Genomic DNA, 20,906 nt, shown 5'->3' on the forward strand with positions numbered 1-20,906 from the left:
GTGCCGTGTTCTCTCTGGCCGGGCTTCGTGGCACACTCATCGAAACAGCGCGTCGGGGAGGTCTGAGAGTGAGCGAGCCGCGGTCCGCCCCGACGGTGGGACAGGTCGTCCTGGGCCGGCGTCTGCAGGATCTGCGCGAGCGCGCGGGTCTCAAGCGGGAGGAGGCCGCCAAGGTCCTCCACGTCGCCCCGGCCACCATCCGCCGCATGGAGACCGCCGAGGTCGCGCTGAAGATCCCGTACGTCCAGCTGCTGCTGCGCGCGTACGGCATCACCGACCCCGAGGCGGAGGCGTTCGTCGCCCTCGCCGAGGAGGCCAACCTGCCCGGCTGGTGGCAGCGGTTCCACGACGTGCTGCCCGGCTGGTTCTCCATGTACGTCAGCCTGGAGGGGGCCGCGAGCCTCATCCGGGCCTACGAACCCCAGTTCGTCCCCGGTCTGCTCCAGACCGAGGAGTACGCCCGCGCCATCCTGCGCAGCGGAGCGGTCGGCGGTGGCGGCGAAGCCGCCAGGGAAGAGGACATCGATCGGCATGTAGCCCTGCGGATGGAGCGCCAGTCCCTGCTGACCAGGGAGGACGCCCCGAAGTTCTGGGTGATCATGGACGAGACGGTCTTCCGCCGGCCGGTCGGCGACGGGCCCGAGGTGATGCGCGACCAGCTCGACCGGCTGCTCGAAGCGTCCGAGCTGCCGAACGTCACCCTGCAGATCGCGGAGTTCGCGTCCGGCCACCACCCCGGCACGTACGGTCCGTTCGTCCTCTTCCGCTTCGCCATGCCCGAACTCCCGGACATGGTCTACAGCGAGTACCTGACCGGCGCCGTCTACCTCGACGCGCGTCCCGAGGTGGCGTCCCACCTGGAGGTCATGGACCGTATGGCGGCGCAGGCCGCGACTGCACAACGCACGAAGGAGATCCTCCGGGACCTCCGCAAGGAGCTGTGAATGGATCGCATATACAACGGCATGCCCGCCGCGGAGCTCGGTGCCGAGGGATGGCACAAGCCCTGGAGCGGCGGGAACGGGGGCAACTGCGTGGAGGCCATGAAACTGGCCGACGGCAGGGTCGCCGTGCGACAGTCCGCAGACCCTGAAGGACCCGCCCTCATCTACACCCACGGGGAGATCGCCGCGTTCATCGCGGGGGCCAAATCCGGTCAGGCTGACTTTCTCCTCACCTGACCCCTTCCGCCGCACCACCACCGTCACGTAACTCTTGTAGCAGCGCCACCCGTTCGTCCCTACCAGGAGAGCCGATGACCCAGGAACCCGCTGCCCCGCGGAGCGAGACGCGGATCGACACCAGCAAGCCGCACCCCGCGCGGATGTACGACTGGTTCCTGGGCGGCAAGGACAACTACCCCGTCGACGAGGAGATGGCCCGCCAGCTCCTCACCGTCGACGCCCGCGGCCGGGACATGGCCCGGGTCAACCGCGCCTTCATGCACCGTGCCATCCGCTGGCTCAGCGCCCGCGGCGTCCGCCAGTACCTGGACGTCGGCACCGGGATCCCGACCGAGCCCAACCTGCACCAGATCGCGCAGGCGGCCGCGCCGGACTCCCGGATCGTCTACTGCGACAACGACCCGATCGTGCTCGCGCACGCGGCCGCCCTGCTGCGCTCGACCCCCGAGGGGGCCACCGAGTACATCCAGGCGGACGCCCGCGACCCGGAGACCATCCTCGAAAGGGCCGGAAAGGTCCTTGACTTCGACAAGCCGATCGCGCTGTCGATGCTGGCCCTGCTCCACTTCCTGGGCGACGAGGACGGCGCCCAGTCCATCGTCGCCAAGCTCGTCGACCAGCTCGCCCCCGGCAGCTACCTGGTCCTCTCGCACGTCACCGGGGACTTCGATCCCGAGGGCGCGGCGAAGGCCGTCGGCATGTACAAGGCCCGCGGCCTGACCCTGCGGCCCCGCTCGCGCGACGAGCTCGCCGCCTTCTTCGACGGCCTGGAGTTCGTCGAGCCCGGGGTGACGCTCACCGCCGAGTGGCACCCCGAGCTGGGCGAGCCGGTGCCGGTCCAGGGCGACGACCCCATCCCGGGCTGGGCCGCCGTGGCCCGCAAGCCCTGATCCGTACGGGGACGGACGGGGCGGCCCGCGCGGGCCGCCCCGTTCCTCATGCCCGCAGGTACGCGAGCCCCGGGTGCACGGCCGCGTAGCCGTCGAGCAGCCGGCGGGCCACGCCCACCGAGTCCACCAGCGGGTGCAGCGCGAAGGCCTTCACCGCGGTCGCCCGCGCACCGCTCTCCGCCGCCGCCAGCACCTCCCGCTCCACCGCCTTCACCGCCGACACCAGCCCCATGGCGTGGTCCGGCAGCGGGTCCGCCGCCACCGGGCGGGCGCCGCCCGCGTCCACCAGGCACGGCACCTCGACCACCGCGTCCGCGTCGAGGCCCGGCAGCGCGGTGCCGTTGCGGACGTTGAGGATCAGCGTGGCCCGCTCGCCGCGCGCGATCGCCCGCATCAGCGCGAGCGCCACCCTCTCGTAGCCGCCCGGCTCCAGGTCCTCCACGGACCGTTCCCCGGCTCCGGCCGCCTCCCGGTTGTGCGCCATGTACGTCGCCTCGCGGTCGGCGAGCGTGCGGCGCCAGGCGTCCAGGGCGCGGGCCCGCGGCTTGCCGGCCTCCGCGTAGAAGCCGGCCTGCTGGTCCAGGAGGTACGCGCCCCGGGTCTTCGCGGCGCCCCGGTAGGAGGCGACCGCCTCCCGGTTGAAGTAGTAGTAGTGCAGGTACTCGTTGGGGACCGCGCCCAGCGACCGCAGCCACTCGGTGCCGAAGAGCCGGCCCTCCTCGAAGGAGCCGAGCAGCTCCTCGTCCGCGAGGAGCCGCGGCAGCTCGTCCCGGCCGTCCACCCGCAGCCCGCGCAGCCAGCCCAGGTGGTTGAGGCCCGCGTAGTCGATCCACACCCGGTCCGGGTCCGCGCCGAGGACCCGGGCGACCCGGCGCCCGAGGCCCACGGGGGAGTCGCAGATGCCGACGACCCGGTCGCCGAGGATCCGGGACATCGCCTCCGTCACCATCCCGGCCGGGTTGGTGAAGTTGATGACCCAGGCGTCGGGGGCGAGCGCGGCGATCCGGCGGGCGAGGGCGACGGCGACCGGCACGGTCCGCAGGCCGTACGCGATCCCGCCCGCGCCCACCGTCTCCTGGCCGAGCACCCCCTCGGCCAGCGCCACCCGCTCGTCGGCGGCCCGGCCCTCCAGGCCGCCGACCCGGATCGCGGAGAAGATGAAGTCCGCGCCGCGCAGGGCCTCGTCGAGATCGGTGGTGGCCGTCACGGCGGGCGCGTCGGGCACCCCCTCGGCCTGTTCGGCGAGGACCCGGGCGACGGCCGTCAGCCGGCCGGAGTCCAGGTCGTGCAGGGTGACGTGGGTGATCCGCCCCTCGGCGTGGTCGCCGAGCAGCGCGCCGTACACCAGCGGCACCCGGAACCCGCCGCCTCCGAGAATCGTCAGTCGCATGGCCCGTACGCTACTCGGCCGTCCCCGCCGGACGGCCCTGACCGGCCCCGGCGTCCACGCCGGCGTCCGCATCCCGGGCAGGCGGCGCCGGGGGAGAATGACCGCATGTCCCGACGCAAGCCCCGCCCCCGCACGCCCGCCCCCGCCCCGGCCGTCACCGCCGGCACGCCCTGCCCCTGCGGGCTCGACGCCCCGTACGGCGCCTGCTGCGGGCGCTTCCACGCCGGCCCGGCCACCGCCCCCACCGCCGTGCTCCTGATGCGCTCCCGCTACGCCGCCTTCGTGGTCGGGGACGCCCCCTACCTGCTGCGCACCTGGGCCCCCGAGACCCGTCCCGGCACCCTCGACCTGGACCCCGGCACGCGGTGGACGGGCCTGGAGATCGAGGCCGTCACCGACGGCACCGCCTTCCACCAGCGTGGCACCGTCACCTTCACCGCCCGCTACGTCCACGACGGCGAGGCCGGATCGCTCCACGAGCACAGCCGCTTCACCCGCCACGACGGCGCCTGGGTCTACGTCGACGGCGACTTCCCCGGCGCCTGACCCCGGCCCTGCGGCCTACCAGACGAGGACGCCGCCGCCGACCCGCTCGGCGCGGCGGGCGGCGGCGACGATGTTGTCGAAGCGCGCGGTGACGTACTGCTCGGTGTAGCCGCTGTGCTCGGCGAGGGCGGCCAGATGGGGGCGGACCGCGTCGCACTCGGCGAGGAAGTCCGCCAGTTCCCCGGGCTGGACGCGCAGGTCGTAGCCGTCGAGGAGCGGGAAGAACCGCGCGCCGAGGGCCCGCATCGCGGAGGACCCCCACAGCTTGGTGCGGCTCCGTTCGAAACCGGCGAGGTCCCGGCCGTCCGGCGGGTCCTCCAGGAGTTCCTCGGTGCCGTCGGCGGTCAGGACGAAAGTGTGGACGAGAAGGCTCATGGCCCGATCCTCGGCGAGGGGCGCCGTCCGGACCAGTCGTTTTCGCCCTTTGGGCTCAGCGCCCCGCCGTGACCGCCGTCCGGTCCTCCGCGCCGCCCGTCGGCAGCCCCGTGGAGAGGTCCTCCGCCACGGCCTTCTTCGCGATGGCGTCGGCGGCGGCGCGCAGTTCGGGGCCGCTGGGCCGGCCGCGCTCCCGCTCCAGGCGGTCAGCGAGCCAGTCGCCCCAGGCGCGGGTGATGACCTCGGCCTCGCGGGCGCCGGCCGGGGTGTGGGAGAGGAGGTTGCCGTCCCGGGTGAGGAAGCCCTCGTCGACCATCCGGTCGAAGACCGGGAAGATCACCTCGGGCGGCAGCCGCCGGCTCGCCGCGATCAGCCCGAGGCTCGCGTGCCCGACCGTCCGGGTGTGCAGTTCCACCTGCATGACCGCCCAGGCGCCGGCCGTGTCGAGGCGGGTGTCGGAGCCGGCGACGATCCGGCGCGCGGTGTCCATGTCGACCCGGCGCAGCAGCCGTCCCACGGCGAGTTCGAGGAGCTTCGCCGAGTCGCCGCTGCCGGTGGGGGAGGCGAAGCCCTCGCCCATGTCGGGGGCGGCCTCCCGGACCGAGTCGCGCAGCTTCACCTGCTTGAGGAAGAGGGCGACGACGAAGCCGACGACGGCGACCGGCACGGTCCACAGGAAGACGGTGTGCAGGGTCTCGGCGTAGGCCCGCACGATCGGGTCGGCGACGCCGCCGGGCAGGGCGTGGAGGCCGGCCGGGCTCTGCGCGGCCTTCGCGACCGTCTCCGGGGGGATGCCGACCGGGCCGCCGAGGACGGACGCCTCGGCGATCCCGGTGGTGAGGTTGGGCTTCAGGGAGTTGGCGTAGATCGTGCCGAAGACGGCGGTGCCGAAGGAGCTGCCCAGCGTGCGGAAGAAGGTGACGCCGGAGGTGGCGGTGCCGAGGTCGGCGTAGTCGACGGTGTTCTGCACGGCGATCGTGAGGACCTGCATGCACAGGCCGATGCCGACGCCGAGCACGAACATGTACAGCGACTCCAGCCAGGTGCCGGTGTTCTCGTCCATCAGCGAGAGCAGGTAGAGCCCGAGGCCCATGACGGCGCAGCCGACGACGGGGAAGATCCGGTAGTGCCCGGTCTTGGAGACCACGTTGCCGCTGTAGATCGAGGCGATGAGCAGGCCGACGACCATCGGCAGCGTCCGGATGCCGGAGATCGTCGCCGAGTCGCCGTCCACGTACTGGAGGTACGTCGGCAGGAAGGTCATCGCGCCGAGCATCGCGAAGCCGACGACGAAGCTCAGCACCGAGCAGACCGTGAAGACCGGGTTGCGGAACAGCCGCATGGGCAGCATGGGTTCCGCCGCCCGGACCTCCACCCAGCAGAAGAGGCCGAGGGCGACGAGGCCGCCGGCGAAGAGCCCGATGATGACGCCGGAGCCCCACGCGTACTCGTTGCCGCCCCAGCTGGTGGCCAGGATCAGGGCGCTGGAGCCGATCGCGACCAGCGCGATGCCCAGGTAGTCGATGACGGGCCGGCTGGCCGAGCGGACCGAGGGGATCGTCCGGGCGGCGGCGATGACGACGAGGATCGCGATCGGCACGTTGACGTAGAACGCCCAGCGCCAGCTGGCGTGGTCGGTGAACAGGCCGCCGAGCAGCGGCCCGATGACCGTCGAGACGCCGAACACGGCGCCGATCGCGCCCTGGTACTTGCCGCGTTCGCGCAGCGGGATCACGTCGGCGATCAGTGCCATCGAGGTGACCATCAGACCGCCTGCGCCGACGCCCTGGAGGCCGCGCCAGACGATCAGCAGCGTCATGTTGGTGGCGAGGCCGCAGAGGAAGGAGCCGGTGATGAAGACGACCGCGGAGATCTGGAAGATCAGCTTGCGGCCGAAGAGGTCGCCGAACTTGCCGACCAGGACCGTCGCCACGGTCTCCGCGAGCAGGTAGGAGGTGACGACCCACGACATGTGGGCCGCGCCGCCGAGGTCCGAGACGATCGTGGGCAGGGCGGTGCCCACGATCGTCTGGTCGAGCGCGGCCAGGAGCACCCCGAGCATGATCGTGCCGAAGACGATGTTGCGGCGGCGGCCGTCGAGCGGCGCGGGAGCGGCCGGGGCCGCCGGGCTTGCGTCGGTGGTCGTGGTCACCCTCGCAGCGTCACACCGCGCCGCCGCCGCTGCCCGTGGGAGGCGGCCGAACGGGCGAGGCCTCAGGGCCGTGCCGCGGGTGGCCTCAGGGCCGTGCCGTTGGTGGCCTCAGGGGCCTACCGGCAGTGGTCTCAGGGCCGTACCGGCAGCGTCGGGTGGTGCCTGGCCAGGATCTTGTTGGCCCGGGCGAGCGCGGACAGCGCGTGCTCGCGGTCGGCCCGGTCCTCCGCGCAGAGCGGCCCGCGGAAGCGGTAGACCTCGCGCGCCGCGCAGTCCGCCTCGATCTCCGCCTGGAGGACGTGCGCGGGCAGACAGGAGCCGATGAGGGCGGCCACGCGGTCGGGGATCGGGACGGGCACGAGGGGAGAGGGCGAGGCGATCACGGGTCAGTCCTAGCGGTTCGTGGGGGTGGACGGGAAGGGCTCTCACCTCCATACGTACCGGATGGCGGGAGCGGTTCCGGCACGGTTCCGGCGCCGGTGCGTCCCGGGGGCGCCCGGCCGTCCCCGGACGCGCGGGCGCACCCCTCCGGCACCCTCCCGCCCCGGTGATCGCGCGCGCCGGCGTTCTCGCAGGTACGGGGCGCGGCGGCGGCCCGGGCGGGTGCAGGGTCCCTGCGTATCGCCGCCGCGCGGGGGCGGCGGCGGGGCCGGGCGGACGCCGCGCAAGCCCCTGGACGACACCGCCGGTGTGAAGGAAATCACGTGGCGCCGCGGCGCCGGGACCGGGAAGATCGTCGGCTTCGCCGGTCGGCCGCGCACGCCCGCCGGGTCGTACGGGACGGGCCCGTCGAGCGGTGCGTGACCGCACGGCTCCGGGACGCGGTCGGCTCGGCCGGGGGAGAGGGGGAGGGGTCCGGTGGTCACGCCTCGGGGCCCCGGCGCTCCGCCGGGGACAGCAGCAGCACCTCCAGGGCCCGCGCACACGACCGCGCCTGCGCCAGGAACCAGTCGAGCCGCGCGTCCGTGATCACCTCCGGCGTCGCCCGGACCGCGAGCGCAAACCGCGCGTGCCCCGCCCGCTCCAGGACCGGCACCGCCACGGTCCGCACCCCGCGCGCCGACTCCTCGTCGTTGAGGGCGTGGCCCGCCTCCCGCACCTTCGCCAGCTCCGCCGCCAGGGCGGCCGGTTCGACGATCGTCCGGTCCGTGAAGGCGGGCAGCGGCGGCAGCGCGAGCGGGCCTGCCTCGCCCGCCCGGGGCCAGGCGAGGAGCACCTTGCCCAGCGCCGTCGAGTGCAGCGGGCGCCGCAGCCCCACCTTCGGCGTCACCGACCCGCCCGCCACGATCACCGCGTACGGCCCGCTGCGCAGGGCCAGGTCGGCGGTGGCGCCGGTCCGCTCGGCCAGATCGGCCAGTTCGGGCGCGGCGAGGTGTAGCCCCCGCTGGTGGTACGAGAGCCGGCCCAGCTCCGTCACCGCGGGCCCCAGCCGGTAACGGGCCGTGCGGGCGTCCTGCTCCAGGAAGTCCGCCGAGAGCAGGGTCCGCACCAGCCGGTGGGCGGTCGACGTGGAGAGGTCCAGTCGGCGCGCCAGGTCGGAGACGCTCAGGTCGGGCCGGTTGTCGTGGAAACTGTGCAGCACGTCGAGCGCGCGGCGGACCGCCCGCGCGCCCGCCGGAGCCCGGACGGCGTCGGCCTCGGTGGTCATGGCGCTCGCTCCCCCTCGGGTGATCGTCGCCCCACGTTCCCACATGACGGGAGCGGGAACGACGCCCCGAGGCGGGAGGAAACACGCCGTTCACGTGCAATCCCACATGATGGGAAGCGAGTTGTGGCGGGCCGGACCGCCGTGCCATGGTTCCGGCCAGCACACCGCGGAGCACCGCACCGCGGGACACGACACCGGAGGGAGCAGGACCGCCATGACCACGTGCCGTACGGCGATGTCCGCCGCCTCCGCCGTGCCCCCCGCCGCCCCCGGGCTCACCCGGCGCCGCCACATCGACCTGGCGCGGGTCACCGGCACCGCCTGTCGCCGTAGCTGACGGCAGCGCCGCACCGGGCGCCGCACCGGCCATCGCGCCGGTCGCCGCACCGGGTTTCCCGCGCCTCCACGGCGGTTGACCGAACCCCTTCGCGCCGCACCGCCGCGCCCTTCGCTCCCGGCGCTCCCGGCGCCGACCGTGGGCCGCCGCGCCCGCCGTGGGCTCCGCGTCCGCCGGAGGCCCGCCGCGTTCGCCGGAGGTGCCGCCGCGCCCCGGCGCGGTCCCTCCTCGCGCTCCTCCCCGTTCGCCCTCCCCGTCCCCCTCACCCCTGGACGCCCCCATGACCGACACCCTGGTGCCCGACACCCTCTGGTTCACCCGCTGCCCCGTCCCCACCGCCACCGGCGTGGCCGCCGACCGCGGCTGGCTGGCCGCCGAGTTCGCGCCGGACGGCATCGCCGTCCGCTCGCTCCAGGACGCCGACCCCGGCGCCGACCGCGCCACCCACTACACCCACGACCTTCCCGGCCTCTTCCGCGAGGGCGGCAACGTCCCGGCCCTGTGGGCCCGTTCCCGCGGGCAGGACACCCGGCTCGTCGGCCTCACCTGGATCGAGGAGCGCCAGGTGGTGCTCGTCGCCCCCGGCTCGCCGGTCCGCGGCGCCGCCGCCCTGCGCGGACTCCGCCTCGCCCTGCCCCGGCACGACGTGCCCATCGACTTCTGGCGGGCCATGGCCCTGCGCGGCTTCGAGGGAGCCCTCGCCTCGGCCGGCCTCGGGCTCGACGACGCCCGGCTCGTCGACGTCCCCGCGACCGGGCACACCGGGCAGTGGGCCGCCGAGCTCGACGCGCTGCGCCGGGGCGAGGTCGACGCCGTGTACGTGAAGGGCGCCCTCGCCGTCGAGTCGGCCCGGCGCGCCGGCGCCGAGGTGGCCGTCGAGCTCGACGCGCTGCCCGACCCGGCGCACCGCGTCAACAACGGCACCCCCCGCCCCCTCACCGTGCACCGGGAGCTCCTCGACCGGCGGCCCGAGGTGGTGGCCCGCTTCCTCGCCGTCCTGCTGCGCGCCGCCGACTGGGCGGCCGGCGAGCCGGACGAGGTCGCCCGCATCCTCGGCGCGGAGACCGGCGCGGGCGCGGAGGGCGTCGCGGGCGCCTATCGCGCCGGCACCCACCGCACCCTGCACCCCGACCTCTCCGACACCCGGCTCGACTTGCTCGCCCGGCAGGAGGCGGCCCTGCGCGCCCACGGCTTCCTCCCCGAGGCCGTGGACGTCCGGGCCTGGGCCGACCCCGAGCCGCTGCGCGCGGCCCACCGGCTCCTCGCGGCCACGCCGTCACCGGGTCCGGCAGCACCGTCACCGAGCCCGGCCACGCCGACACCGGACCCGGCCGCATGACCGGCGCCCTTCCGCGCGGCCCGCGCCCCCGCCGTCACCCGTACCCCGCCCTCCGCTCCCCAAGGACGACCGCCATGCGCCCACTCGCCCCCCTCACCGCTCTGGCGGCCCTCGCCGCCCTCGCCACCCTGACCGCCTGCGGCGCCGACCCGGCGGCCGACTCCGCCTCCGGCCGGAGCGGCGGGGAGAAGGGCGGCACGGTCACCGTCCGCATCCCCGACCCCGGCAACTCCGGGGTCCTCGCCAAGGGCAAGCAGGACGGCAGCCTCGACCGGGCCCTCGCCGCCGTCGGCGCCAAGGTCGCGTGGACCGGCAGCGCCGGGCCCTTCGCCCCCGCCGCCCAGGCGATGAACGCGGACCAGCTCGACTTCGCCACCGGCTCCATCACCTCCGGCATCACCTCCCTCGCCCAGAACCCCGGCTTCGCCTTCTTCACCGCCACCGACCCCGACCCGGTCGGCGAGGGCATCCTCGTCCGCGAGGGCTCCGACATCACCTCCGTCCAGGACCTCGTGGGCCGCAAGGTCGCCGTCAACAAGGGCGGCACCGGCGAGTACCTCCTCCTCAAGGCCCTCGCGAAGGAGGGCATCCCGGCCGACAAGGTGGAGCGCGTCTACCTGCGGCCCGACCAGACCGCCGCCGTCTTCAACGCCGGCCAGGTCGACGCCTGGGCCGTCTGGTCCACCTACGCCGTCGCCGAGATCGGCAGCGGCAAGGCGCACTTCCTCGCCGACGGCAAGGCCATCGGCTCCGACAACTACAGCCTCAACGCGGTCCGTTCGGGCTTCGCGAAGGACCACCCGGCGATCGTGAAGGCGCTCTACGCCTACCTCCACGAGAACAGCGCCAAGGAGCGGAAGGACCCGGCCGCCTACCTCAACGTCTTCACCGACGCCGGCCCCACCGCCGTCACCGGCAGGGCCAGGGAGGTCCAGATCGACTTCACCCGCCAGGGCGGGACCGTCGACCCCATCGGCCCCGAGGACGTCGCGCGCTTCGAGACCGTCGCCCGGTTCTACGCCGACCGGAAGGTCACGCCCACCACGGTCGACATCGCCGCCCACCTCCTCGACGTCGAGTCCCTCTCGTGACGGCGCCCCCGGCTGCCACCGGCCTCGTCGTCCCCCGCCCGCCCGTCCGCCGCCCCCGCCCCCGTGCGTACGCGGTCACCGTCCGCGCCCTCGGCCCGGTCGCCCTGCTCGTGCTCTGGTGGGTCTCCTCCGCCACCGGCCTCCTGACCCCCGACGTCCTCGCCTCTCCCGCCCAGGTCCTGGACGCGGTGGGGGAGCTGTGGGGGAACGGGCAGCTGCCCGACGCCCTCGCCACCTCCCTCACCCGCTCCGGGACCGGACTCGTCATCGGTCTCGCGGCCGGCCTCGTCCTCGGGATCACCACCGGCTTCACCCGGCTCGGCGACGAACTCCTCGACTCCTCCCTCCAGACCCTGCGCACCATCCCCTTCCTCTCCCTGGTGCCGCTCTTCATGGTCTGGTTCGGCATCAACGAGACGGCGAAGATCCTGCTCATCGCCGTCGCCACCACCTTCCCCATGTACGTCTCCACCAGCGGCGGCGTCCGCAACACCGACCGCAAGCTCGTCGAGGCCATGCGCGGCTTCGGCCTCGGCCGGCTCGCGATCGTCCGCCAGGTCGTCCTCCCCGGCGCCCTGCCCTCGCTCCTCGCCGGCCTGCGCCTCTCGACGACCCTCAGCGTCATCGCGCTCATCGCCGCCGAGGAGATCAACGCCACCGCCGGCATCGGCTATCTGATGTCGCAGGCCCAGAGCTACGCCCGCACCGACATCCTCGCGGTCTGCATCCTCGTCTACGGGCTCCTCGGCCTCACCGCCGACGTCCTCGTCCGCGGCCTGGAGCGGATCCTCATGCCCTGGCGCACCGCCGGACCCGGAGGGACGACACGATGACCGCCGTACGCGTACGGGGACTGCGCCGGGTCTTCGGCGACCGCGCCGTCATCGACGGCCTCGACCTCACCCTCGGGCGGGGCGAGTTCGTCGCCCTGCTCGGCGCCAGCGGCAGCGGGAAGACCACCCTGCTGCGCATCCTGGGCGCCCTCGACGGGGCCGACGGGGGCGAGGTCCTCGTCCCCGAGGCCCGCACGATCGTCTTCCAGGAGCCCCGGCTCATCCCCTCCAAGAAGGTCCTCCCCAATGTGACCGTCGGGCTGCCGCGCGGCGCCGCCACCCGGGCGACGGGCCTGCGGGCCCTCGCCGAGGTCGGCCTGGAGCGGCACGCCGACGCCTGGCCGGCCACCCTCTCCGGCGGCGAGGCCCAACGGGTCGCGCTGGCCAGGGCGTTGGTCCGCGAGCCGGAACTGCTGCTGCTCGACGAGCCGTTCGCCGCCCTCGACGCGCTGACCCGGCTCCGGATGCAGGACCTCGTCGGCGAACTGCGCCGGATCCACCGGCCCGCGGTCCTGCTCGTCACCCACGACGTCGACGAGGCGGTGCGGCTCGCCGACCGGGTCGCCGTCCTGCGCGACGGCCGGCTGGTCACCGACGAACCCGTGACCGTCCCCCACCCCCGTGATCCCGGCGACCCCGAGGCCGTCGCCCTGCGCCGCCGCCTCCTCGCCGACCTCGGCGTCCACGCCGCCGAGGACCGCCCCGACCGCACCCCGACCACCTCCACCGCCACCCCGGCACCCGCACCCGAACCCGCACCGGTGCCCGCCCCGCAGAAGGAGTTCTCCGCATGACCGTCACCCTCGGCGTCCACCGCAGCAACCCCTCCCTCTACCACCTCTCCCGCCTCGGCTACGCGGAGGAGGAGCTCGCCGCCCTCGGCGAGACCGTGCGCTGGCACGCGTACACCGACGGCGTGCGCACCGGCGCCCTCCTCGCCGACGGCACCATCGACTTCGGCGGCACCGGCTCCACCCCGCCCGTCACCGCCCAGGCCGCCGGCCACGACATCGTCTACGCCGCGATCTCGGCGCCCCGCCCCGACCACGGCGCCCTCCTCGTCCCCGAGGACAGCCCGGTCCGTACCGTCGCCGACCTGAAGGGCGGCACCGTCCACCTCGCCGTCGGCTCCTGGCAGACCCACCTCGTCGCCCAGGCCCTGGACGACGCCGGCCTCTCCTACGCCACCGACATCACGCCGGTGCGCGGCGACTCCGGCAGCGAGGCGAAGCTCCGCTCGGGCGAGATCACCGCCTGGGTCGCGCAGGGCGCCGAACTGGCCGCGGCCCGCCGCACGGGCGGTCTGCGCATCCTGATCCGCACCGGTGACGTCATCACCGACCGGTCCGTCTTCTTCACCCGCCGCGACCTGGCCGAGCGGCGGCCCGAGCTGGTCGAGGCGCTGGTCCGGGCGCTCCGCCGGGCCGACGCCTGGGCCGCCGCCCACCCCGGCGAGGCGGCCGCGATCGCCGCCGCCGACCAGGGCGGCACCGCCGAGGACTGGGAGACGGCCCTGCGCGCCCTGCCGTGGACGATCGAGGAGGTCGGCGAGGAGTTCATCGCCGAGCAGCAGCGGGCCGCCGACGTCTTCCACCGCACCGGATTCATCGAGCGCGCGGTCACCGTCGCGGACGCGCTGCCCCGGAAGGCCTGACCCATGACCCTCCCGGCACCGGAAGTCCTCTGGTACGTCATCCCGCGCGAAGGCGCCTACCCCTGGGAGCCGGAGGGCCGCAGGCCCGTCGACCTCGGCTACCTCCAGCAGCTGGCCGGCACCGTCGAACGCCTCGGCTACACCGGCGCGCTGCTGGCCACCGACCTCTACGACGTCTGGCCGCTCGGCTCGGCGCTCGCGGCCTCCACCAGCACCCGCTTCAAGCCGCTGCTCGCCGTCCACCCCGGCCTGATCTCGCCGACCCTGCTCGCCAAGACGGCGCTCACCTTCGACAACCTCTTCGGCGGCCGGCTCCGCTTCAACGTCGTCAACGGCTCGACCGCCTCCCTCCAGGAGTACGGGCTGCACGTCGGCCACGACGAGCGGTACGAGCTGAGCGCCGAGTACTGGTCGATCGTGAAGCGGCTCACGGCCGGCGAGGTCTTCGACCACAAGGGGCGCTTCTACGACCTCAGGAACGCGGGCGCCTCCTTCCGGGACCTGCGCCCGGTGCAGGCGCCGCACGTCCCGCTCTGGTTCGGCGGCTCCTCGGCCCCCGGGGTCGAGATGGCCGCCGAGCACGTCGACGTCTACCTCACCTGGGGCGAGCCGCCGCACCTGCTGAAGGAGAAGCTCGACCACGTGCGGGCCCGGGCGGCCGCGTACGGCCGCACCCTGCGCATCGGCCTGCGCCTGCACCTCATCGTCCGCGACACCGAGGACGAGGCGTGGGCGGCGGCCGACCGGCTCCTCGACGTGACCAGCGCGGCGACGTACGCCCGTCAGCTCGGCGAGCGGGCGGGGGAGGACGGCGTGGGCTGGCAGCGGCAGTTCCGCCAGCACGGCGGCCGGGTCCCGGCCCGCGCGCGGGAGCTGGAGACGTACCCCAACCTCTGGCCGGGCATGAGCCTCTTCCGGCCGGGGCCGGGCACCGCGGTCGTCGGCTCCACGGCCCAGGTCGTGGAGCGGCTCCAGGAGTTCCGGGAGCTGGGCGCGGACACCTTCATCCTGTCCGGCAACCCCCTCCTGGAGGAGGCGTACCGGGTCGCGGAGACGGTGCTGCCGGCGCTGGGCGTGCGCCATTGATCGAACGTTGAGGGCGTGTTTACGCCCGCACGGCACGGTAGGGGCATGCAGACGGATACCGACGTTCTCACCGCCCCCGACCTCTCCTGGCGCGAGAGCGCCCTGTGCGCCCAGGCCGGTCCGGAGTTCTTCTTCCCCGCCCCGGGCTCCTCGACCCGCGAGGCCAAGCAGCTCTGCGGCGCCTGCGAGGGGCGCGTCGCCTGCCTGGAGTACGCGCTCGCGCACGACGAGCGGTTCGGCGTGTGGGGCGGGCTCTCGGAGAAGGAGCGGCTCCGGCTCCGGCGCGACGGTGGCCGGGGCTGACGGCCCCGGCCACGGCGGGGCCGTCAGCCCGCGGCGCGGGCGGCCATCCGGGCCTTGCGGGCGGCGAGCTTCTCGTCGAACTTCGACGCCTCCGCGTCCAGCCCGTTCATGAACAGGCCCAGCTCCTCCTGGGCGCGCAGCCCGTCGGGGCCGAGACCGGAGATCTCCAGGACCTTCAGGTGCCGCAGCACCGGCTCCAGGACGTCGTCGTGGTGGATGCGCATGTTGTAGATCTCGCCGATCGCCATCTGCGCGGCGGCCCGCTCGAAGCCGGGGATGCCGTGGCCCGGCATCCGGAAGCCGACGACCACGTCCCGCACGGCCTGCATGGCCAGGTCGGGGGCGATCTCCAGCGCGGCCTTCAGCAGGTTGCGGTAGAAGATCATGTGCAGGTTCTCGTCGAGCGCGATGCGGGCGAGCATCCGGTCGCAGACGGGGTCGCCGGACTGGTGGCCGGTGTTGCGGTGCGAGATGCGGGTGGCGAGCTCCTGGAAGGACACGTACGCCACGGAGTGCAGCATCGAGTGGCGGTTGTCCGACTCGAAGCCCTCGCTCATGTGCGCCATCCGGAACTGCTCCAGCTTGTCCGGGTCGACGGCGCGGGAGGCGAGCAGGTAGTCGCGCATGACGATGCCGTGCCGGCCCTCCTCCGCGGTCCAGCGGTGCACCCAGGTGCCCCAGGCGCCGTCGCGGCCGAAGAGGCTGGCGATCTCGTGGTGGTAGCTCGGCAGGTTGTCCTCGGTCAGGAGGTTGACCACGAGCGCGGTCTTCCCTATGTCCGTGACCTTGGACTGCGACGGGTCCCAGGCCTCGCCGTCCTCGAAGAAGCCCGGGAAGTTCCGGGCGTCCGACCACGGCACGTACTCGTGCGGCATCCAGTCCTTGGCGACCTTGAGGTGCCGGTCGAGCTCCTTCTCCACCACCTCTTCCAACGCGTACAGCAAGCGCGCGTCGGTCCACCCTGCCGAGCTGCCGAGGTGGGGAGAGGTGAGCGTCACGGGGACTCCTGGGGACGGAGAAGGGCAAACGGAACTACCTACGGACTCGTAGGTTACGAGACCGTAGGTTAAGGCTCCGTAAGGCGGTGACCAAGCCCCTCTCGGGGCTTGTCCGGCTACGTTCCGTTATGTGCGCAGCTCGCGCGGGCAAAAGAGACGCAGGTCACGTCGCCGGTGGTCACCCGTGAACAACTGATCGGCTACTCAGAGCAGGTGGTCGGCCGCGCCGGACTTCACCGCGGAGATCAGTGCGCGCAGCGCCTCCACCGAGTCGCTGACGTACTCGCCGGGGGCGAGGGTCGAGCCGATGTAGGCCCGGCCGGCGTCGTCGAGGCCGAAGCGGAAGCAGTTGGCGCCCTCGCTGCAGAAGGCGTCGCCCCAGGCGATGTCGGTGCGCGCGGCGGGGGAGGCGGAAGGGGCGGGGGAGAGGGTGACGTCCATGGTGTGGGGGTCCTTCACAGGTCCTGGGCTATCGAGCGGATGAACGCGCGGGAGTCGGCGGTGGACAGGGCGAGTCCGCGCAGCCGTTCCAGCAGCCCCTGGTACCGGCGCAGCTTCATGTCGGCGTCGAGGAGCGTCGAGCCGTGCGAGGAGTCGAGCTGCACGGTGTCGAGCTGGGGCACGGGCGCGGACACATAGGTGAACGACTGTCCCGCCCCCGGGAAACCCCCCGCGGCGAACGGGATGACCCGCACCGTGACGGTGGCCCGCTCGGACTGGTCCAGGATGTGCTCCAGCTGGGGGCGGGCGACCTTGGGGCCGCCGAACTGCATGCGCAGCGCCGCCTCGTGGATCACGGCCTCGTACGGCACCGGCCGGTCCAGGGTCTCCTGGCGGCGCAGCCGCAGGGCGAGCCGGGCCTCCAGGTCGGGGCGGGGCAGCGGGGGCACGGCGGTGTCGAAGACCGCCCGCGCCTGCTCCTCGGTCTGCAGGAGTCCCGGGACGTGGGTGGTCACGGCGGTGGCCAACTCGGCCGCGTGGTATTCGAGTTCGGCGATGTCGAGGAGGGCGGGCGGCAGGAGCCCGCGGTGCTCCTCCCACCAGCCGCGGTCCCGCTCCTGCGCCATGGCGGCGAGCAGGTCGACCAGGGCGGTGTCGGGGCAGCCGTAGTTGAAGGCCAGGGTCCGCACCCGCTCGGGGCTGATGCCGAAGCGGCCGGACTCCACGTTGGGGATCCGGGTGCGGTCGACGCCCAGGAGGGCGGCGGCCTGCTGGGCCGACATCCCCGACTGTTCGCGCAGTTTGCGCAGTTCCGCGCCGAGTCGCTGCTGGCGCGCGGTGGGGCTGCTCCTGGGTGGCACGTCGTTCTCCCTCGTCCTGCCGGGCGGCCCCCTGCCGCCCTTTCCCGTGCCGCTGGTCGCTCTCTGTCCGGAAACAGCGCCACTACGTGCAAGTAGTAGCACTGTGCTCCGCTTCTGCGCTACGGTCGGTAGCGCAAGTCTCACACGGGGCGACCGTGACCGTGTGCAGAGCACCCCCATGTACAGGAAATGTGAGCAATCCGATGAAGGGCGCCCTGCGTTGCCTTCCGGCCGCCGTCCCGGCGGCCGGACCCCTACCCCCCGCCGCGGAGAACCTCAGCTATTCGATGCTGCTCCCCGGTGGCGCCTACTGCGCGGGCCTCGCCCGCCGGGCCGTCGATGGCCTCCTCGCCCGCCACGGCCTCGCCGAGCTCCGCGACACCGCGTCCCTCGCCGCCTCCGAACTCGTCGCCGCCGCCTACCGGTTCACCCCCGACCGCGAGATGGCCCTGCGCGTCCGCTGGCAGTACGACGCCCTGCGGATCGTCGTCTACGACCAGCATCCCGCCCACCGCGAACCGGACGACGCCGAGCGCTGCCGCGACCGCCGCAGCCGCAGCATGTGGCTGCTGGCCGCGGCGGTCGAGGAGTGGGGCGGCGACTGGGGCCTGGCGCCCGCCCTCACTCCCGAGGGCGGCACCAAGTCCTGGGCGTTACTGCACCGTTGATCCCGTCATCGCCCGGAGCTCCTCCGCCGACGTCGGCCGCAGGCGGCCGTCGAGGAGCAGCCGGCCGGTGACCCTCAGCGACTCCAGGAATGTCAGGTCGTGACTGGCCACGACCAGTGCCCCCTCGTACGCGCGGAGGGCCGCCGTCAGTTTCCGCACCGACGCCACGTCCAGGTTGTTCGTCGGCTCGTCCAGCAGCAGCAGTTGCGGAGCGGGCTCCGCCAGGAGCAGCGCCGCGAGCGCCGCCCGGAACCGCTCCCCGCCCGACAGGGTGCCCGCGAGCCGGTCCGCCCGGGCCCCGCGGAACAGGAACCGCGCGAGCCGGGCCCTGATCGCGTTCCCCGACGACGCGGGAGCGAAGCGGGCCACGTTCTCCACGACGCTGAGCCCGTCGTCGAGGATGTCGAGCCGCTGCGGCAGGAAACGGAGCGGCACCAGCGCCTCCACCTCCCCGGACACCGGCTCCAGCTCCCCGGCGAGCGTCCTCAGCAGCGTCGTCTTGCCCGCCCCGTTGCGGCCCACCAGTGCGATCCGCTCCGGCCCCCGCAGTTCGAACGCGCCCTCGACCCGGGCCCCGTACCGCAGCTCCAGGTCCCGCAGCCGCAGCACCTCCCGCCCCGGCGGCACCGAGGTGTGCGGCAGTTCGACGCGGATCTCGTCGTCGTCCCGCACCGCCTCCACCGCCACGTCCAGCCGCTGCCGGGCCTCCGCCAGCCGGTCCGCGTGCAGGGCGCGGTGCTTGCCCGCCGACACCTGCGCCGTGCTCTGCCGGGCGCGCGCCACCACCTTCGGCACCGCCTTGTTCTCGAAGCTCTTCTGCGCGTACCGCCTGCGGCGCGCCAACTTCATCTGTGCCTCGGACAGTTCGCGCCGCTGGCGCTGGACGTCCGCCGCGGCGGCCCGCACCGTCCGCTCCGCCGCCTCCTGTTCGGCGGCGAGCGCCTCCTCGTAGGCCGAGTAGGGGCCGCCGTACCAGCTCAGCCCGCCCTCGTGGAGGTCGGCGATCCGGTCGACCCGCTCCAGGAGCTCCCGGTCGTGGCTGACCACCACCAGCACCCCGGGCCAGCTCTCCACCGCCGCGTACAGCCGCGAACGGGCGTACAGGTCCAGGTTGTTGGTGGGCTCGTCGAGGAGCAGCACGTCCGGCCGGGCCAACAGCAGCGCCGCCAGCCGCAGCAGCACCGACTCGCCGCCCGACACCTCGCCGACCGTGCGGTCCAGGCCGACGGAGCCGAGGCCGAGCTGGTCGAGCGCGGCCCGGGCCCGCTCCTCCACGTCCCAGTCGTCGCCGATCACGGCGAAGTGCTCCTCGGCCGCGTCGCCCGCCTCGACGGCGTGCAGCGCCGCCCGTTTCCGGTCGATCCCGAGGATCGCGTCGACCCGCAGGCCGGTGTCCAGCACCAGGTTCTGCGGCAGGTGGCCGACCGCGCCGGAGGCCGTCACCGAGCCGGCGGTGGGGTCGAGTTCCCCGGCGAGGAGCCGGAGCAGGGTGGACTTTCCCGAACCGTTCGTGCCGACCAGGCCGGTACGGCCCGGGCCGATTGTGACCCCGAGGTCGTCGAAGACCTCGGTGCCGTCGGGCCAGGAGAAGGAGAGCGAGGTGGTGGAGAGGAAGACGGGTCGATGGGACACGAGGGCCTCCGGTGCCGCGAGCACGGTGTGAGCGTGGATGGGGTGCGACGCGTGAGACACCGGTGCGCGGGCGGCGTGGGGAACGGCTCGTCCACCGAGGTCGAGAACGGCGCGCACGGCACGGGGGCCACGCGCGGCACGGTGTCTCAGGACCTCAGATGAACAACGTTCCTTCTCCGATCGGGAGGCGATGCGACCCCGTCGACGCTAGGTCCCGCCCGGAGCGGAGGCAAACGGTTTACGGCGGCCCGGGGACCGCCGAGGAGGGGCCGGCCCTACGGCAGGCCGCCCAGCAGCTCGGCCAGGTCCCGGTCCCAGTCCAGGTACTGGTGCTCGCGCCCGGCCGGCACCAGGTGCTGCGAGCGCTCCAGGAAGCGGCGCAGCTCCGAGGTGCGGACGTGGACCATGGCCACGCCCTCCGGGGCGTGGAACTCGACGACCGTCCGGTCGTAGCCGTACGGCCGGAGCCGGACGTCCCCGTCGCCCGCGGGCCGTTCGACCCCCTGCACCAGCAGCTCCCGGGCGAAGGCCCAGGAGACCTCCACGCCCTCCAGGGTCGCCGGCGGCGGGAAGGCCATGCTGACCGCGTACGGATCCTCGCGGTCGTAGCGGAGGGTGGCGGGGACGGTCTCCATCCGGGGGGCGGAAGCGACCATACGGGCCTGGACGGGCTGCTCTATCACGGCGGACACGGCAAACTCCTCTCGCGCGGTTGCGATCCTGAGCGTCTCCCCGACACCAGGGCACCTGACACTTGTGAAGACGAGCGGAACCGCCGGAACGTGCACTCGCCCCCTACGTGAGGTGCGTCACCGCGGGACGAAAGGGACGGCGCCACGGGCGGGGGACGGGGCGGCGGAGCGGACGGCCGAGGGGCTCACCGGCGGTCCCCGGCCGCGTCGTCGGCGTCCCCGCCGGGCTGCGCGCAGGGCCCCGAGTGGTCGCAGTACGGCTGGTTCCCCGAGGCGCCGCAGCCGCAGAGCACGGCCCGCGTCTCGCGCCGGGCCCCCGCCCCGCCCGACACCAGCAGGTCGCCGCGGACCACCAGCTGCCCGGAGGGCGAGCGGCGCACGGTGGTGGGGACGTCCGGCTCCTCGCCCGCGCCGTCCCCCGCCGGGAGGTACCGGAGCGCGCCCGAGGGACAGCGCCGGATCACCTCGGCGACCCGCTCCGGCTCGGCGCCGTCCGGCAGCACCCACGGGCGGCGGGACAGGTCGAAGACCTCGGGCAGGCCGTGGACGCACTCGGCCGCGTGCAGACAGCGGCGCGGCTCGAACGTCACGGTGATGCCCTCGCCGTCGTACTCCTTGAGCCGCGGCTTCTCGGCGAGCGGGGACTCCGCGCCCGTCTCCGCTGTTCCCTCGGTCATGCGCCCAGCCTAGGAACGCCCCGTGCGTCCCGCACCCCGGCGCCCCGGAGGGCCGCCTGCCGGGGCCGCCGCCCCGGGGACGCCCTCTGGACGGGCCCGGGCCGCCGCCG

General features: G+C 74.1%; 24 protein-coding genes. 13 read left to right on the forward strand and 11 right to left on the reverse strand.

Annotation, left to right across the window (positions count from 1 at the left end; translation table 11 throughout):
- Positions 1-68 precede the first annotated feature (68 nt).
- From ACFW6A_RS10850 to ACFW6A_RS10860, 3 genes are all read left to right on the forward strand, one after another.
- The gene (locus tag ACFW6A_RS10850; RefSeq protein ID WP_351845315.1) at positions 69-944 is read left to right on the forward strand and encodes a helix-turn-helix transcriptional regulator; all 876 of its coding nucleotides are present in this window, start codon (positions 69-71) and stop codon (positions 942-944) included.
- Positions 945-1,181: a DUF397 domain-containing protein gene (locus ACFW6A_RS10855; protein ID WP_030495614.1), complete on the forward strand. Its 237-nt coding sequence runs from the start codon at positions 945-947 to the stop codon at positions 1,179-1,181.
- 74 nt (positions 1,182-1,255) lie between these two features.
- The gene (locus ACFW6A_RS10860; protein ID WP_351845317.1) at positions 1,256-2,074 is read left to right on the forward strand and encodes an SAM-dependent methyltransferase; all 819 of its coding nucleotides are present in this window, start codon (positions 1,256-1,258) and stop codon (positions 2,072-2,074) included.
- Positions 2,075-2,120: 46 nt separating this feature from the next.
- On the opposite strand, the gene ACFW6A_RS10865 is transcribed toward ACFW6A_RS10860, so the two are convergent.
- Complete coding sequence (locus tag ACFW6A_RS10865; RefSeq protein ID WP_386639913.1) at positions 2,121-3,464, reverse strand: 6-phospho-beta-glucosidase; 1,344 nt, start codon at positions 3,462-3,464, stop codon at positions 2,121-2,123.
- Between the two features lie 105 nt (positions 3,465-3,569).
- Between ACFW6A_RS10865 and ACFW6A_RS10870 the strand changes: the two genes are divergently transcribed.
- Positions 3,570-4,010: a YchJ family metal-binding protein gene (locus ACFW6A_RS10870; RefSeq protein ID WP_351845321.1), complete on the forward strand. Its 441-nt coding sequence runs from the start codon at positions 3,570-3,572 to the stop codon at positions 4,008-4,010.
- A gap of 15 nt (positions 4,011-4,025) precedes the next feature.
- On the opposite strand, the gene ACFW6A_RS10875 is transcribed toward ACFW6A_RS10870, so the two are convergent.
- The 4 genes from ACFW6A_RS10875 to ACFW6A_RS10890 form a co-directional block, all read right to left on the reverse strand.
- Positions 4,026-4,385 carry a hypothetical protein gene (locus ACFW6A_RS10875; protein WP_351845323.1) on the reverse strand — a complete coding sequence of 120 codons (360 nt, stop codon included), beginning with the start codon at positions 4,383-4,385 and terminating at the stop codon, positions 4,026-4,028.
- Positions 4,386-4,440: 55 nt separating this feature from the next.
- Positions 4,441-6,537, reverse strand: coding sequence for an MDR family MFS transporter (locus ACFW6A_RS10880; RefSeq protein ID WP_351845325.1), 2,097 nt, complete (start codon positions 6,535-6,537; stop codon positions 4,441-4,443).
- A 131-nt stretch (positions 6,538-6,668) separates the two neighbouring features.
- The gene (locus tag ACFW6A_RS10885; RefSeq protein WP_386483009.1) at positions 6,669-6,917 is read right to left on the reverse strand and encodes a hypothetical protein; all 249 of its coding nucleotides are present in this window, start codon (positions 6,915-6,917) and stop codon (positions 6,669-6,671) included.
- A 482-nt stretch (positions 6,918-7,399) separates the two neighbouring features.
- Positions 7,400-8,185: an IclR family transcriptional regulator gene (locus ACFW6A_RS10890; protein ID WP_386482989.1), complete on the reverse strand. Its 786-nt coding sequence runs from the start codon at positions 8,183-8,185 to the stop codon at positions 7,400-7,402.
- 214 nt (positions 8,186-8,399) lie between these two features.
- Here ACFW6A_RS10890 and ACFW6A_RS10895 point away from each other — a divergent pair, with 214 nt between their 5' ends.
- The 8 genes from ACFW6A_RS10895 (at position 8,400) to ACFW6A_RS10930 (ending at position 14,828) form a co-directional block, all read left to right on the forward strand.
- On the forward strand, positions 8,400-8,522 hold the full coding sequence (locus ACFW6A_RS10895; protein WP_351845331.1) for a putative leader peptide: 123 nt from the start codon (positions 8,400-8,402) through the stop codon (positions 8,520-8,522).
- Between the two features lie 280 nt (positions 8,523-8,802).
- The gene (locus ACFW6A_RS10900; protein WP_351845333.1) at positions 8,803-9,861 is read left to right on the forward strand and encodes an ABC transporter substrate-binding protein; all 1,059 of its coding nucleotides are present in this window, start codon (positions 8,803-8,805) and stop codon (positions 9,859-9,861) included.
- Between the two features lie 74 nt (positions 9,862-9,935).
- Positions 9,936-10,952 (forward strand): ABC transporter substrate-binding protein, encoded by a 1,017-nt coding sequence (locus ACFW6A_RS10905; RefSeq protein ID WP_386482983.1) that lies wholly within the window; start codon positions 9,936-9,938, stop codon positions 10,950-10,952.
- Complete coding sequence (locus ACFW6A_RS10910; RefSeq protein WP_351845337.1) at positions 10,949-11,785, forward strand: ABC transporter permease; 837 nt, start codon at positions 10,949-10,951, stop codon at positions 11,783-11,785. The genes ACFW6A_RS10905 and ACFW6A_RS10910 overlap by 4 nt, the downstream gene beginning before the upstream one ends.
- The gene (locus ACFW6A_RS10915) at positions 11,782-12,579 is read left to right on the forward strand and encodes an ABC transporter ATP-binding protein (protein ID WP_386639919.1); all 798 of its coding nucleotides are present in this window, start codon (positions 11,782-11,784) and stop codon (positions 12,577-12,579) included. Before ACFW6A_RS10910 ends, ACFW6A_RS10915 begins: the two co-directional genes overlap by 4 nt.
- Positions 12,576-13,439: an ABC transporter substrate-binding protein gene (locus ACFW6A_RS10920; protein WP_386639922.1), complete on the forward strand. Its 864-nt coding sequence runs from the start codon at positions 12,576-12,578 to the stop codon at positions 13,437-13,439. The genes ACFW6A_RS10915 and ACFW6A_RS10920 overlap by 4 nt, the downstream gene beginning before the upstream one ends.
- Positions 13,440-13,442: 3 nt before the next feature.
- Positions 13,443-14,525, forward strand: a complete 1,083-nt coding sequence (locus ACFW6A_RS10925) for an LLM class flavin-dependent oxidoreductase (protein ID WP_351845343.1) — start codon at positions 13,443-13,445, stop codon at positions 14,523-14,525.
- Positions 14,526-14,570: 45 nt separating this feature from the next.
- Entirely contained in the window at positions 14,571-14,828 is a 258-nt protein-coding gene (locus ACFW6A_RS10930) for a WhiB family transcriptional regulator (RefSeq protein WP_351845345.1), read from the forward strand.
- Between the two features lie 23 nt (positions 14,829-14,851).
- Here the strand turns inward: ACFW6A_RS10930 and ACFW6A_RS10935 are convergent, their stop codons facing one another.
- From ACFW6A_RS10935 to ACFW6A_RS10945, 3 genes are all read right to left on the reverse strand, one after another.
- Positions 14,852-15,826: an acyl-ACP desaturase gene (locus ACFW6A_RS10935; RefSeq protein ID WP_351845347.1), complete on the reverse strand. Its 975-nt coding sequence runs from the start codon at positions 15,824-15,826 to the stop codon at positions 14,852-14,854.
- A 204-nt stretch (positions 15,827-16,030) separates the two neighbouring features.
- Positions 16,031-16,285 carry a hypothetical protein gene (locus ACFW6A_RS10940; RefSeq protein WP_351845349.1) on the reverse strand — a complete coding sequence of 85 codons (255 nt, stop codon included), beginning with the start codon at positions 16,283-16,285 and terminating at the stop codon, positions 16,031-16,033.
- Positions 16,282-17,127 carry a helix-turn-helix domain-containing protein gene (locus ACFW6A_RS10945; RefSeq protein WP_386639926.1) on the reverse strand — a complete coding sequence of 282 codons (846 nt, stop codon included), beginning with the start codon at positions 17,125-17,127 and terminating at the stop codon, positions 16,282-16,284. The genes ACFW6A_RS10940 and ACFW6A_RS10945 overlap by 4 nt, the downstream gene beginning before the upstream one ends.
- Before the next feature lie 191 nt (positions 17,128-17,318).
- Between ACFW6A_RS10945 and ACFW6A_RS10950 the strand changes: the two genes are divergently transcribed.
- Positions 17,319-17,795, forward strand: a complete 477-nt coding sequence (locus ACFW6A_RS10950; RefSeq protein ID WP_386639929.1) for an ATP-binding protein — start codon at positions 17,319-17,321, stop codon at positions 17,793-17,795.
- Here the strand turns inward: ACFW6A_RS10950 and ACFW6A_RS10955 are convergent.
- The 3 genes from ACFW6A_RS10955 to ACFW6A_RS10965 all read right to left on the reverse strand — a co-directional run bounded on the left by ACFW6A_RS10955 (position 17,781) and on the right by ACFW6A_RS10965 (position 20,796).
- Positions 17,781-19,427 carry an ABC-F family ATP-binding cassette domain-containing protein gene (locus ACFW6A_RS10955; protein WP_386639932.1) on the reverse strand — a complete coding sequence of 549 codons (1,647 nt, stop codon included), beginning with the start codon at positions 19,425-19,427 and terminating at the stop codon, positions 17,781-17,783. The genes ACFW6A_RS10950 and ACFW6A_RS10955 overlap by 15 nt on opposite strands.
- 275 nt (positions 19,428-19,702) lie before the next feature.
- Positions 19,703-20,119, reverse strand: coding sequence for an SsgA family sporulation/cell division regulator (locus ACFW6A_RS10960; protein WP_043231242.1), 417 nt, complete (start codon positions 20,117-20,119; stop codon positions 19,703-19,705).
- A 185-nt stretch (positions 20,120-20,304) separates the two neighbouring features.
- Complete coding sequence (locus tag ACFW6A_RS10965) at positions 20,305-20,796, reverse strand: (4Fe-4S)-binding protein (protein WP_386639935.1); 492 nt, start codon at positions 20,794-20,796, stop codon at positions 20,305-20,307.
- Positions 20,797-20,906: the final 110 nt, after the last annotated feature.

Source organism: Streptomyces sp. NPDC058758, from assembly GCF_042746075.1.
GTDB lineage: Bacteria > Actinomycetota > Actinomycetes > Streptomycetales > Streptomycetaceae > Streptomyces.